Source organism: Rhizobium sp. 768_B6_N1_8 (genome assembly GCF_051811225.1).
In the GTDB taxonomy this organism is placed as follows: domain Bacteria; phylum Pseudomonadota; class Alphaproteobacteria; order Rhizobiales; family Rhizobiaceae; genus Rhizobium.
This window is the reverse complement of sequence record NZ_JBPWPV010000001.1, coordinates 3909213-3923009: the sequence shown is the minus strand read 5'-3', so window position 1 is coordinate 3923009 and position 13797 is coordinate 3909213. Positions and strand designations below refer to the sequence as shown.

Here is a 13797-nt window from a genome sequence, read left to right as displayed (position 1 = left end):
CGAAACAGGAGGACGGCATGCAGATCAATCGTACAGCTTCGGCCCAGTGGTCGGGTGGTCTCAAGGACGGAAAGGGGCAGATCTCGACCCAGAGCGGCGCGTTGAGCAATTATCCCTACGGCTTCGCAAGCCGCTTCGAAGGCATTGCCGGCACCAACCCGGAAGAGCTTATCGGCGCTGCCCATGCAGGCTGCTTTACCATGGCGCTGTCGCTGATCCTCGGCGAAGCCGGCCTCAAGGCCGACCATATGGAAACCTCGGCCAAGGTGACGCTGGAAAGCGTCGAAGGCGGCTTTGCCATCACTGCCATCCACCTGTCGTTATCGGGCAGCATTCCAGGCGCCGACCAGGCGAAGTTCGAAGAACTTGCCGGCATGGCGAAGGCTGGTTGCCCGGTTTCCAAGGCACTTTCCGCCGTTCCTATCACGCTCGACGTCAAGCTCGTCTGATCTTTCAAACCTGTTTTCGTTGCTATGCCGCAGCTGCCCAGGCTGCGGCATTTTTGTTTGCATCGCAAAATCATTGACAAATGAAGGATGATATTTTACGACTGACGAAATTCAAAATTCGTCAGTCGTTAATATCGGGCCTGAAACCATGAATGACATCGCGGAAAATACGCTGGACGTCACACGGCAGGAAAATATCACCCGCATCCTGGATGCGGCCGAGCGGCTTTTCCGCCACTACGGCTATTCCAAGACGACCGTCGCGGATGTGGCCCGCGACCTTGGCATGTCGCCTGCCAATATCTACCGTTTCTTCGCCTCCAAGGTTGAGATCCACCAGGCGATCTGCGGACGCATGCTGGCGATGAGCTATGAGCTTGCAGCCAATATCTGCGATCAGAAGATCAGCGCTCCCGACCGGCTGCGCCAGTTCGTGCGCAGCCAGTATCAGCTGACGCTCGACACCATGCTCGATCAGCAGAAAGTGCATGAGATGGTGATCGTCGCGATCGAACGCGACTGGCATGTCATCGAGAAGCACATCGACTCCATTCACGCATTGATTGCCGACGTTATCCGCGACGGCATCGCTGCCGGTGAATTCGCCGACCAGGACCCCGAGGTCGCCTCCCGCTGCTTCGGAGCGGCGACCATCAATCTCTGTCACCCGCAAATGGTTGCCCAATGTCTTGCCAAGACAAACCGGGCGACCGTGGACGAACTGATCGAATTTGCGATCAGGGCACTCAGAAAATAAGCGCGGCAAAGACCGTCAAGAAAAACCCGAAACGATCAGGAGTGCGAAAGATGTTTTCGCTCAAGACCTTCAGCAACCGCGTGCCGTCCGTCATGAGCCTCGCGCTCCTTAGCGCGGTCGGGCTCGGCGTCGCCGGCTGCACGGAAGAAAAGGCAGAGGTCAAGGACGTTATCCGTCCGGTCAAGGTGGTCGAAATCGCCAAGGCCGGCGATACCCGTACGCTGGATTATTCCGGATCGGTAAGGGCGCGCACGGAAATGAACCTCGGCTTCCGCGTCGCCGGCAAGATCACCGAGCGTCTCGTCGATATCGGCGAACAGGTGAAGCCGGGTGACGTTCTCGCACGGATCGACTCGACCGACTACCAGCTTGCGGTGAAGACTGCCGACGCCAATCTCGCCGCTGCCGAAAAGGCTGTCGAGACCGCTGATATCGTCAACCGCCGCGCCGAGCAGCTGTTCGACAAGAATGTAGCGCCGAAATCCCAGGTCGAGCAGGCTTCGCTCAGCCATGACCAGGCGATTTCGAGCCGCGATGCTGCGGCTTCCGCGCTCGACCAGGCGAAGAACCAGGTGAGCTACACGGAACTCAAGGCGGACCATAGCGGTATCGTCACCACCATCAATGCCGATGTCGGACAGGTCGTGGGATCCGGCACGCCGGTCGTTGCCGTTGCCGTCGATGGCGAGAAGGAAGTGCAGATCGCGGTGCCGGAAAACGATATCGCCCAGTTCAAGCCCGGCAAAACCGTGAAGGCGAGCTTCTGGTCCGATGACAAGCTGGTGCTTGATGGCACCGTTCGCGAGGTCGCGGGCAGCGCCGACCAGCAGTCGCGCACCTTCGCTGTGCGTGTCAGCCTGCCGAACGACCCGCGCGTGCTGCTCGGCATGACGGCGACGATCGAGGCCGATGTCAGCAACAGCGATACGTATGTCTCCATTCCGCTCAGCGCGCTGGCGCAAAAGGACGGCAAGAAGGTCGTTTGGACCGTCGATCGCGGGACGGCGACCGTACACTCCCGTGGCATCGAGGTCGCCGATTTCACTGGTGATGGCGTGCGCGTAACCAATGGGCTCGACAATGGCGATCTCGTCGTTGCCGCTGGTACCCAATTCATGAGCGAAAACCTGAAGGTCAAGCTTCCCGATCAGCAATCGGCTGCCGCCGAAACGGACGCAGCCGTCCGCTGAACGGCTCAAGGAGAGGGAACAGGATCATGGACGCCAACAGCACTGAAAAGCGCCCCTTCAATCTTTCGCGCTGGGCGATCGGCCATCCGGGCATCGCACGCTTCCTTTTCGGTTTGATCCTGATCACCGGCGTGCTCGGCCTGACGCGCATGGGCCAGAAGGAAGATCCGGACTTTACCTTCCGCGTCATGGTCGTCCAGGCGCTCTGGCCGGGCGCTTCCCTTCAGGACATGGAAGACCAGGTCACCAACAAGATCGAGCGCAAGCTGCAGGAAACCCCGCATCTCGACTGGGTAAAGTCCTATACACGCGCAGGCAGCACGATCATCACGGTGCAGGTGAAGGGCGATACGGATTCCGCCCAGGTGGCCGATGCCTTCTACCAGGTGCGTAAGAAGGTCGGCGATATCAACGGCGACCTGCCGCAGGGCCTGCTCGGCCCGTATTTCAACGACGAATTCGGCGATACCTTCATCACGCTGCATTCGATCAGCGGCGACGGCTATTCCTATCCTGAGCTGAAAAAGTACGCGATCCAGGCGCGTGACATGCTGCTGACAACGCCGGGTGTCGAAAAGGCGGTCATCATCGGCGACCAGCCGGAGAAGATCTATATCGACGTCTCCTCCAAGGCGCTCGCCGAGCGCGGTCTGACGATCCTCGACCTGCAGAATGCCATCAAGGGCCAGAACGCCGTCGATCCTGCGGGCAGTGTCGATACCGGTCTGCGTTCGGTGCGCATCTCGGTCGAAGGCAATGTCCACAAGGTGGAAGATATCCGCGAACTGCGGCTGCGCTCCGGCAATCAGGTGACACGCCTCGGCGATATCGCCACCGTCACGTCCGGCCTCGAAGATCCCTACCAGCGCAAGTACCGCTATAATGGTCACGACAGCGTGCAGGTCGGCGTCGTCATGGCCAAGGGCTTCAAGGTCACTGACGTCGGCAAGGACGTCGACGCGACCTACAAGCGCTTCGAGGACTCGCTGCCTTATGGCGTCTCTGTCGACCAGATTTCCAACCAGCCTGACGTCGTGACCGATGCGGTCAGCGAATTCATGCATGCGCTCGGCGAAGCTCTCGCCATCGTGCTCATCGTCTCGTTCCTGTCGATCGGCTGGCGCTCGGGTCTGGTAATCGCCATCGCCATTCCGCTGGTATTGGCTGCGACCTTTGCCATCATGTACGAACTCGGTATCGACCTGCAGCGCATTTCGCTCGGCGCGCTGATCATCGCACTCGGCCTGCTGGTCGACGATGCGATGATCGTCGTGGAACTGATGGAGCGAAAGCTCGAGGAGGGTCTCGTCAAGATCGATGCGGCGAGCTTCGCCTATTCCTCGACCGCCTTCCCGATGCTGACGGGTACGTTGATCACCACGGCCGGCTTCATTCCCGTCGGCTTTGCGGCATCGACGGCCGGCGAATATGTGCGCTCGCTCTTCTATGTCGTCGGCATTGCGCTGGTGACCTCCTGGTTCGTGGCGGTCTATTTTACGCCATGGCTCGGCTACATGATCCTCAAACAGCGCAAGCATGCCGGCGAGCATCATGACGTGTTCGACACCCGCTTCTATCGCGGCCTGCGTCGTACAGTCGGTTGGGCGGTCCGCCATCGCGTCATCGTACTTGCGCTGACGCTTGCCACTTTCGTCACCAGCCTATGGAGCTTCCAGTTCATTCCGCAGAACTTCTTCCCGCAGTCCTCGCGTCCGGAAATCCTCGTCGATCTCTGGCTGCCCGAGGGCACCAGCATCAAGCAGGTGGAAGTCGAAGCCAAGGCGCTGGAAGCCAAGATGATGGACGATCCCGACAAGAAGTTTATCGCCACCTATATTGGCGAAGGTGCGCCGCGCTTCTTCCTGCCGCTCGACCAGCAGCTTCGCAACCCGAACTATGCCCAGCTCCTGATCATGGCCAATGACGAGCCGGCCCGCGAACGGCTGATCACCAAGCTCAGGACGATCCTCGCGGAAGATTTCCCCGACATCCGCGGCAAGGTCGATCGTCTCTTCCTCGGCCCGCCGACGGGCTGGCCGGTGCAGATGCGCGTGATGGGTCCGGATCGTGCCGAAGTGCGCAGGATTGCCGATCAGGTGAAGGAGCGCTTCACCAGGGATCCGATACTCGGTGCCGTTCATGACGACTGGCTGGAACCGGTGCCGGCGATGAAGCTGGTCATCGACCAGGACCGTGCCCGCGCACTCGGCGTCACCTCGCAGCGCGTTCGCCAGATGCTGCAGACCGCCATGTCCGGCGCGCCGCTCGACGACTTCCGCGATGGCGAGGAGACGGTCTCGATCGTCGCCCGCGAGCCGGACGCGAACCGTTCGCTGCTCTCGGCCGTCAACTCGGTCTATGTGCCGACGGATTTCGGTGGGTTCGTCCCGGTCTCACAGATCGCCAAGGTCGTGCCTGTCGTTGAACAGGGTCTCGAATGGCGGCGCGATCGCCTGCCGACGATATCGGTGCGTGCAACCCTGCCCGACAATGTCCAGTCGAACGACGTGGTGACCAAGCTCTATAACGACATGCAGGACCTGCGCGACAGCCTGCCTGCCGGTTACAAGATCGAGATCCAGGGCGGTGCCGAGGACTCGGCCGAAAGCCAGGCCTCGATCGCCGCCAAGGCGCCGATCATGCTCGTCGTCATCATGATCCTGCTGATGGCCCAGTTGCAGCACTTCGGCAAGGCGATGCTGGTCTTCGCCACCGGTCCGCTCGGCATCATCGGCGCGGCCTCGGCCCTGCTGATCAGCGGCGCACCCTTCGGCTTCGTGGCGATCCTCGGCGTCATCGCGCTGCTCGGCATCATCATCCGCAACTCGATCATCCTCGTCGACCAGATCGACCAGAATATCAAGGCGGGCATGCACAGGCAGGAGGCGATCATCAGCGCGGCCGTGAACCGCTTCCGGCCGATCACGCTGACGGCGCTGACGGCCGTGCTTGCGCTGATTCCGATCTCGCGCGGCGTCTTCTGGGGTCCGCTTGCCTACGCCATGATGGGCGGCATCCTGGTCGCCACCGTGCTGACCATCCTCGTGCTGCCGGCCGGCTATGCCCTGTTCTTCGGTCGTGAGCCGAAGGCCAGGAATAACGAACATGCCAATGCCAACCAGGAAGAGGCGGATGGGGATATCCATCATCCGCCGGCATTGGCAGCCGAATGAGGCAATGGCGCGGTCGAGGCCGCGCCATTTTTGTTTCGGCCCATAGGGTTCGGCAGGTAGCCGGTACAGCCTGATATTTTCCAGCGGCCGAGAAGACGGTGGCGCTAAACGGGAGTAAAGATCGCTCTATATAAGCTGGAGGGAGGTATGACCGTGGCCGATTACCGTCTGGAAGCGAGCTGGAGTCCGGTCGAAGGAAGCTTTGGGCGTTTCACCTTCACGCTATTCAATCTGTCCGCCAAGCCGCTGTCCGGCTTTACGCTTGCCTACACGTCGTTAACCCGCCTGGCGGACAAGCATGTCGCCGAGGGTGCGACACTGAAGCGGCGCGTGGCGAATTTTCATGAGTATTCTCCGCCCGAGGGGCTCACCATCAAGCCAGGTGGCAGCTGGCAGTTTACGGTGGAAGGCCTGACGAACGGCCCGAAACATGTCACGTCGGGCATCAAATCCGCCTACCTCACGCTAGCCGATGGCCGGCACGTGCCCGTCAGCTTTGGCGATCTGATGCTCGATGGTGCGGAGCGCGGCGAATTGCCGGAGCTTCTGCCGAAGGGTGAGGTGACTGAGCCATATTCGTTGCTGCCCTGGCCCTTGCACCTGTCGCTGCGGCCGGGCGATGTGCCGCCCGTCGCACTTTATCCGGCAGCCGGCTCGAGTGCCAAGAATATCAGGGCCGTGGAGAAGGTGCTCGCCCTCTACCAGCGGCTCTTTCCGGCGGACAACGTGCCTTTCACGCTGCAGCCGGTTCAGGGGGGCCGACAGATCCGCTTCAGGGGGGAATCCTCGATCATGGAGGCGGCCTATGAGCTACGTTTCACGGCACAGGAGATCATTCTTGGTACCGATGATGCGGCCGGGTTGCTTTACGGGTTGATCAGTCTTGTGCAAATGCTGCATGGGGCGCGCCATGATCCGGAAACCTTCCAGTTTCCGGTCTTCGGCACTATCGCCGATCAACCCCGCTACGTATGGCGCGGCTGTCATCTCGATGTCAGCAGGCAGTTTTATCCGGTCCCTGATATCAAGCGGCTGATCGATATCCTCGCCTGGAACAAGCTCAATATTTTTCACTGGCATCTGACCGACGATGAAGCCTGGCGGTTGGAGATCAAGGCCTATCCCGAGCTTACGGAGATCGGTGCGAAGCGCGGGCCTGACGAAGTTCTATTGCCGCAGCTCGGCGATGGCGCGGAGCCACGTTCAGGATTTTACAGCCAGGATGATGTCAAAGGGATCGTTGCTCATGCAGGCATGCTGCGTGTCGAAGTCGTGCCGGAGATCGATATACCCGGTCACAGCTCCGCCGCACTCCTCTCCCTACCGCAGCTCGTCGATGGACAGGAGGCACCGGACGGCTACCGGTCGGTGCAGGGATATCCCAATAATTCGCTCAATCCAGCGGTTGAATTCACCTATGAGTTCCTCGGCAAGGTGTTCGACGAAATGCTTCCGCTCTTTCCGTCCGAATATATTCATATCGGCGGCGACGAGGTGCCACATGGCTCCTGGCTTGCCTCGCCGCTTTGCAGAACGTTGATGGAGCGTGAGAAGCTTGCGGGTACGGCTGAACTGCAATCCTATTTCCTCCGACGGATCAAGGCGATGCTTGCCAAGCGCGGCAAGAAGCTTGCCGGCTGGAACGAGGTTTCTCAGGGCGGCGGCGTCGATCGCGTGGGCACGCTGCTGATGGCCTGGGAAAAACCTGACGTCGGCATCGAGCTGGCACGTGAGGGTTATGATATCGTCATGACGCCGGGTCAGGCCTACTATCTCGACATGGCGCAGGCAGAAGACTGGGGAGAGCCGGGTGCCAGCTGGGCCGGCTTCACGCCACCGGAAAAGACCTATGCTTACGAAGCCGAAGGCGAATTGCCGGAGGAGCTGAGAGAGCGGATGCGCGGTATCCAGGCCTGTATCTGGGGCGAGAATTTCGTCTCGCGGGCCTATTTCAACAGGCTGGTCTTCCCGCGGCTGCCGGCCATCGCCGAAGCGGCCTGGACTCCCTGTCTGCGGAAGGACTGGCTGCGCTTTGCCGCGATCGTCCGGATGTGGCCGACGCTTTAGAACTCTGTTTCTACGCGATCCAGCAAAGCGCCGCACCGTTTTATTGGAATTTCACTATGCAGCTTCAGCCTTGAGGCCCAGAAGGGCCGCGCCGATCAGGCCCGGTTCGATACGGCATTCACTGCGCACGACCAGCGGGCGATCGAATTTCCGCAGGATACGAGCGCGCACCGCCTGATCCAGCTCCGCCAGAAGCGGCTCCACATTCGAAAGACCGCCGCCGACGGGCACGATGGTTGCGCCTGTGATGTTGATGGCGAGTGCTAGTGGCGAGGCGACGAGATCGACATAGACGTCGATCGTGCGATTGGCCTTTTCCTCGCCATTGCGCCAGTTGGCGATGATTTCCTCGCTGGAGAAGTCGAGATCGTGCAGCGTCTTGTGCAGGCGTTCCAGACCACGCGCGCCGCCGACGGTATCGACACAGCCCTTCTGGCCGCAGCCGCAGGCATAGGCGGGGATGGCAACTGGCGGAGTGCCGGCCTGCGATGCGATGATCGGGCCATGGCCCCACTCGCCGGCAAAGCCGCCCGACGCATTGATGAGGCGACCATCTGAGACGACGCCGCCGCCGACGCCGGTGCCGAGGATGGCGCCGAAAACGATACGATGGCCGCGACCGGCGCCGAGTTCGGCTTCCGCCATGGCGAAACAATCGGCATCATTGGCGATCAGCACAGGCAGGCCGAGTTCATCCTCCAGGTCGGCGGCGAGGTTGCGGTCGTGGATGCAGGGGATATTGGCGACGATGAGGCGCTGCGTGTCCGGGTCGACGACACCGGCAATCGAGAGAGCAATGCGCAAGGGCTGTTCGCCGGTCTCGGCGATGATGTTCTTCAGCGTCTCGACGAAAGCCGGGAAGTCATCCTTGGGAGTCGGGCGGCGGCCAAGCGGTACGATGTCGGATTCCGAACGCGCAATCCCGCCCTTGATGGCGGAGCCTCCGATATCGAATGAAATAATCATCTGATGTCTGCCAATTGTCTGTGCTTGGCGTCTGCTCGCACTCTTGGCGGCGAATTACAAGGATTATTCGATAAATGAACAAAGCCTGATCGTTATGAGCTGATAATTTGATCCGCCAAGGTCATGCTATTGGCATATTGCATGGGCAAGCTTCCTATCATTCACCCTTCCGACGCCGGATCCATGACAATCGAAAATACCGAAACTCACAGAACCACCGCCCGCAGGCCGCGTCCGAAAGGCAAGCGCCTGTCTTCCATCCTGCGACAGATGGCGGCGGATCGAAGCCGCGAACGCGTGTCGATCGGCGACCTGTTCCAGACGATGGGCGACCGGGCGATCGGCGCGCTGATGCTGATCTTTGCGCTGCCGAACGCCTTTCCGACGCCGCCCGGCACCTCGTCGCTGCTCGGAGCACCGCTGATCTTCCTTGCCGCACAGCTTACCTTCGGCCTGAAGCCGTGGCTGCCGAAGGCGATTGCGGCGCGCTCCATGCTGCGGGAGGATTTCGAGACGATCGTCGGACGCATTCATCCCTGGCTTGCCTGGGCGGAGCGCATGCTGCAGCCACGATTGAGCATTTTCGTCGAGCCGCCGGCGGAATATCTGGCTGGCTTCTGCTGTCTGGTGCTGGCGATCGTTCTCGTGCTGCCGGTGCCGCTCGGCAATATCCTGCCGGCGATTGCGATTTCGCTCTTCGCCTTTGCCATTCTTGGCCGAGACGGGCTGTTCTCGCTTCTCGGCTTTGCCATGACGGCAGTCTCGCTCATCGTTGCCGGCGGCGTGATCTACGGTCTCGTCAAGGCGGCCATCTACATCGTCATGCAGTGGTTTGGATAAGGAAGCGACTGCTCATTTTTTCAACGCCCTCGACATTTGCCCGATTTTTGTTTTGATCTGGCGCCAGATAGACTCAAAGAAATTAATCGGCGGCGATAGATGGTAAAAAGAGCGGAGACTTCCGGACGGCTGGACGATGCGGCGCGCGCCGGCTGGCTTTATTATGTCGCCGGCCGCACACAGGATGAAATCGCATCCTCGATGGGTATTTCGCGCCAGTCGGCGCAGCGGCTCGTTTCGCTTGCCGTGGCCGAGCGGCTGATCAAGGTGCGGCTCGACCATCCGATTGCCGCCTGCCTTGAGCTCGGCAACCAGCTGCGCAAGAAATTCGGTCTGCGGCATGTCGAGATCGTTCCGAGCGATCCCGGCTCATCGTCGACGACGGTTGGCATTGCCGAAGCGGCTGCTTCCGAAATCGAGCGCTGGCTGAAGCGCCCCGATCCGATCGTGCTTGCCGTCGGCACCGGACGAACGCTGAAAGCGGCTGTCGACCAGCTGCCGGCGATCGAATGTCCCAATCACCGTATCGTCTCGCTGACCGGCAATATCGCGCCGGATGGTTCGGCCGCCTATTACAACGTCATCTTCAGCATGGCCGATGCCGTCAAGGCGCGGCACTATCCGATGCCGCTGCCGGTTCTCGTCACCTCGGCGGAGGAGCGGGAGCTTCTGCACGGTCAGCAACTCGTGCGCTCGACGCTGGCGATCAGCGCGCAGGCGGATGTGACCTTCGTCGGTATCGGCGAACTCGGCATCGATGGCCCGCTCTGCGTCGATGGTTTCCTTGAAAAAGACGAGATGATGGAACTGATGCGCGACGGCGCCGTGGGTGAGATCTGCGGCTGGATTTTCGACGTGGACGGCAGGCTGCTCGACAACCCGATCAACGAGCGTGTTGCTTCTGCTCCCATCCCGCCGCGCGATTCGTCCACGGTCATCGGAATTGCCAAGGGCAAGCGCAAGTTCAAGGCGATCAGAGCTGCCATCACAGGCCATCAGGTGAACGGTTTGATTACCGACGAAGAGACGGCTGAGTTTTTGCTCAGTAGTTGAGCAAAAATATATTCCCTTTAAATCAATGAGATAGATGTTTTGTTCGGCGTCGCAGCAACGATTGCCGATTGACAAAATCTGCCCGCTGATGAGTAATTGCCCATGAGCAAAGCGAATGCTCACACTCATCTTCTGGGAGGAAGATATGACATTGAGAACTTTCCTGCTGGGCGCTTGCTCAGCAATGGCGTTTGCCGGCATGGCTTCGGCCGAGACGCTGACAATCGCGACCGTGAACAACGGCGACATGATCCGGATGCAGAAGCTGACGGATGACTTCAAGGCGAAGAATCCCGGCATCGACCTTGAATGGGTAACCCTCGAAGAAAACGTTCTGCGCCAGAAGGTCACGACCGACATCGCGACCAAGGGCGGCCAGTACGACGTCCTGACGATCGGCACCTATGAAGTTCCGATCTGGGCAAAGCAGGGCTGGCTTCTGCCGCTCGACAACCTCGGCGACAGCTACGACGTGAATGACCTGCTGCCGGCCATCCGCAGCGGCATCAGCCAGGACGGCAAGCTCTATGCAGCTCCGTTCTACGGCGAAAGCTCCATGGTCATGTACCGCAAGGACCTGTTCGACGCTGCCGGCCTGAAGATGCCCGATGCGCCGACCTGGGATTTCATTGCAGATGCTGCAAAGAAGGTCACCAACAAGGACAAGGAAATCTACGGCATCTGCCTGCGCGGCAAGGCCGGCTGGGGCGAAAACATGGCCTTCCTGACGGCTATGTCGAACTCCTTCGGCGCCCGCTGGTTCGATGAACAGTGGAAGCCGCAGTTCGATCAGCCCGAGTGGAAGGACACGCTGACCTTCTACGTCAACCTGATGAAGGAAGCCGGCCCTCCCGGTGCTTCTTCCAACGGCTTCAACGAAAATCTGGCGCTCTTCCAGACCGGCAAGTGCGGCATGTGGATCGACGCAACGGTTGCTGCCTCCTTCGTAGCCGATCCGAAGCAGTCGCAGGTCGCCGACAAGGTCGGCTTTGCGCTGGCTCCGGACAAGGGCCTCGGCAAGCGCGGCAACTGGCTCTGGGCCTGGAACCTCGCCATCCCGGCAGGCTCTCAGAAGTCTGAAGCCGCCGAGAAGTTCATCGCCTGGGCAACGAGCAAGGACTACACCAACCTCGTTGCTGAGAAGGAAGGCTGGCTGAACGCACCTCCCGGTACCCGCAGCTCGCTCTATGCGAATGCCGACTACCAGAAGGCTGCTCCCTTTGCGAAGATGACGCTCGACAGCATCAACTCCGCCGATCCGACCAAGCCGACTGTGAAGCCGGTTCCCTATGTCGGCGTCCAGTTCGTGGCGATCCCGGAATTCCAGGGTATCGGCACGGCTGTCGGCCAGCAGTTCTCCGCAGCTCTTGCCGGCCAGATCTCGGTCGACCAGGCCCTGCAGAGCGCGCAGCAGCTGACCACCCGCGAAATGACCAAGGCGGGTTACATCAAGTAAAAACCTCCTGAGACGTACGGAATGCTTGACATTCCGCACCTCTGGGCCGCCGATTGCCCGAACTGCATCGGCGGCCGCTTTTTTCAAAGCTGTTTCGCAGCCATTTCCGCTTCAGATCAGACCGGTGATTGCTATGGCAACGTTCCACACTCGCTCCGCAGCACGCCTGATGATAGCACCTTCCGTGGTGCTGCTCTTCGCGTGGATGATCGTCCCGCTGGCGATGACGATTTACTTCTCCCTGCTGAACTACAATCTGCTCAGCCCGGGCATGGAGAATTTCGTCGGTCTCTTAAACTACCAATACTTCCTCACCGACCCGGCCTTCTTTGCCGCGCTCATCAACACGCTGGTTCTGGTTGCGGGCGTGCTCGTTATCACCGTGGTCGGCGGCATTCTCTTCGCATTGCTGCTCGATCAGCCGATGTATGGCCAAGGCATCGTGCGCATCCTGGTCATCGCGCCCTTTTTCGTCATGCCGACGGTGGCGGCCCTTGTCTGGAAAAACATGTTCATGAACCCGGTCAACGGCCTCTTCGCCTATATGGCGAAGGCTGTCGGCCTGCAGCCAATCGACTGGCTGGCCAGCGTACCGCTGTTCTCCATCATCCTGATCGTCGCCTGGCAGTGGCTTCCCTTCGCCACGCTCATCCTGCTCACCGCGCTGCAGTCGCTTGACGAAGAGCAGAAGGAAGCCGCCGAAATGGACGGCGCCGGCCCGATCTCGAAGTTCATCTACATCATCCTGCCGCACATGGCCCGCGCGATCACCGTGGTCATCCTAATCCAGACGATCTTCCTGCTGTCGGTCTTTGCCGAAATCCTGGTTACCACCAATGGCGGTCCGGGCACGCAGAGCACGAACCTCACCTATCTCGTCTATGTCCAGGCGCTGCTGCAGTTCGATATCGGCGGGGCATCCGCAGGCGGCATCGTTGCCGTCGTGCTCGCCAATATCGTCGCGATCTTCCTCGTCCGCCTCGTCGGCAAGAATCTGGAGGCTTAAGATGGCTAGGAAGGTTACTACCCAACGCAAGGTCATCATGACCGCGATCGCCTGGGCACTCGGCATCCTGATCTTCTTCCCGATCCTCTGGACGTTCCTGACGAGCTTCAAGACGGAGGCGGATGCCATCGCCTCGCCGCCGCAGTTCCTGTTCTTCCACTGGACGACGGAGAACTATGCGGAGGTGCAGAGCCGCTCAAACTATCTCAGCCACTTCATGAATTCCGTGGTGATCTCCTTCGGCTCGACGCTGATCGGTCTCATCATCGCCATTCCGGCCGCCTGGGCCATGGCCTTTGCGCCGACCAAGCGGACGAAGGATGTGCTGATGTGGATGCTGTCGACAAAGATGATGCCGCCCGTCGGCGCGCTCATCCCGATCTACCTCATGTTCCGCAATTCGGGCCTGCTCGATACGCGCACCGGTCTGGTGATCGTTCTGACGCTGATCAACCTGCCGATCATCGTCTGGATGCTCTACACCTACTTCAAGGAAATCCCCGGAGAAATCCTGGAAGCCGCCCGCATGGACGGCGCCTCGCTCGCCAAGGAAATCATCTACGTGCTGACGCCGATGGCGGTGCCGGGCATTGCCTCGACGCTGCTGCTCAACATTATCCTTGCCTGGAACGAAGCGTTCTGGACGCTTAACCTCACGGCCTCCAAGGCGGCACCGCTCACGGCCTTCATCGCCTCCTATTCGAGCCCGGAAGGTCTGTTCTATGCCAAGCTTTCGGCGGCTTCGACCATGGCGATTGCGCCGATCCTCATCCTCGGCTGGTTCAGCCAGAAACAACTTGTCCGCGGCCTGACTTTCGGCGCGGTGAAATAAGATCATAG

11 protein-coding genes are annotated in these 13797 nt (G+C 60.2%); 10 read left to right on the top strand and 1 reads right to left on the bottom strand.

Going from position 1 to position 13797, the window contains the following annotated elements; genetic code table 11:
- The first annotated feature begins 17 nt into the window (after positions 1–17).
- The 5 genes from AB8B33_RS20065 to AB8B33_RS20045 all read left to right on the top strand — a co-directional run bounded on the left by AB8B33_RS20065 (position 18) and on the right by AB8B33_RS20045 (position 7636).
- Positions 18–449 (top strand): OsmC family protein, encoded by a 432-nt coding sequence (locus tag AB8B33_RS20065; protein WP_113320446.1) that lies wholly within the window; start codon positions 18–20, stop codon positions 447–449.
- Positions 450–597: 148 nt separating this feature from the next.
- Positions 598–1206, top strand: a complete 609-nt coding sequence (locus tag AB8B33_RS20060; RefSeq protein ID WP_439016654.1) for a TetR family transcriptional regulator — start codon at positions 598–600, stop codon at positions 1204–1206.
- Between the two features lie 50 nt (positions 1207–1256).
- The gene (locus AB8B33_RS20055; protein ID WP_439016653.1) at positions 1257–2396 is read left to right on the top strand and encodes an efflux RND transporter periplasmic adaptor subunit; all 1140 of its coding nucleotides are present in this window, start codon (positions 1257–1259) and stop codon (positions 2394–2396) included.
- 26 nt (positions 2397–2422) lie between these two features.
- Complete coding sequence (locus AB8B33_RS20050; RefSeq protein ID WP_439016652.1) at positions 2423–5569, top strand: efflux RND transporter permease subunit; 3147 nt, start codon at positions 2423–2425, stop codon at positions 5567–5569.
- Positions 5570–5722: 153 nt separating this feature from the next.
- The gene (locus AB8B33_RS20045; protein WP_439017282.1) at positions 5723–7636 is read left to right on the top strand and encodes a beta-N-acetylhexosaminidase; all 1914 of its coding nucleotides are present in this window, start codon (positions 5723–5725) and stop codon (positions 7634–7636) included.
- A 54-nt stretch (positions 7637–7690) separates the two neighbouring features.
- Here the strand turns inward: AB8B33_RS20045 and AB8B33_RS20040 are convergent, their stop codons facing one another.
- A complete protein-coding gene (locus AB8B33_RS20040) occupies positions 7691–8602 on the bottom strand; it encodes an ROK family protein (protein WP_439016651.1) in 912 nt (303 codons plus the stop codon).
- 261 nt (positions 8603–8863) lie between these two features.
- On the opposite strand from AB8B33_RS20040, the gene AB8B33_RS20035 reads away from it, so the two are divergent.
- The 5 genes from AB8B33_RS20035 to AB8B33_RS20015 all read left to right on the top strand — a co-directional run bounded on the left by AB8B33_RS20035 (position 8864) and on the right by AB8B33_RS20015 (position 13789).
- Positions 8864–9442, top strand: a complete 579-nt coding sequence (locus AB8B33_RS20035) for an exopolysaccharide biosynthesis protein (RefSeq protein WP_439017281.1) — start codon at positions 8864–8866, stop codon at positions 9440–9442.
- 99 nt (positions 9443–9541) lie between these two features.
- Positions 9542–10495, top strand: coding sequence for a sugar-binding transcriptional regulator (locus tag AB8B33_RS20030; RefSeq protein WP_439016650.1), 954 nt, complete (start codon positions 9542–9544; stop codon positions 10493–10495).
- Positions 10496–10640: 145 nt separating this feature from the next.
- Positions 10641–11951 carry an ABC transporter substrate-binding protein gene (locus AB8B33_RS20025; protein WP_113325011.1) on the top strand — a complete coding sequence of 437 codons (1311 nt, stop codon included), beginning with the start codon at positions 10641–10643 and terminating at the stop codon, positions 11949–11951.
- A 133-nt stretch (positions 11952–12084) separates the two neighbouring features.
- Positions 12085–12957 carry a carbohydrate ABC transporter permease gene (locus tag AB8B33_RS20020; protein ID WP_113325010.1) on the top strand — a complete coding sequence of 291 codons (873 nt, stop codon included), beginning with the start codon at positions 12085–12087 and terminating at the stop codon, positions 12955–12957.
- Between the two features lies 1 nt (position 12958).
- Complete coding sequence (locus AB8B33_RS20015; protein WP_113325006.1) at positions 12959–13789, top strand: carbohydrate ABC transporter permease; 831 nt, start codon at positions 12959–12961, stop codon at positions 13787–13789.
- The last annotated feature ends 8 nt before the right edge of the window (positions 13790–13797 follow it).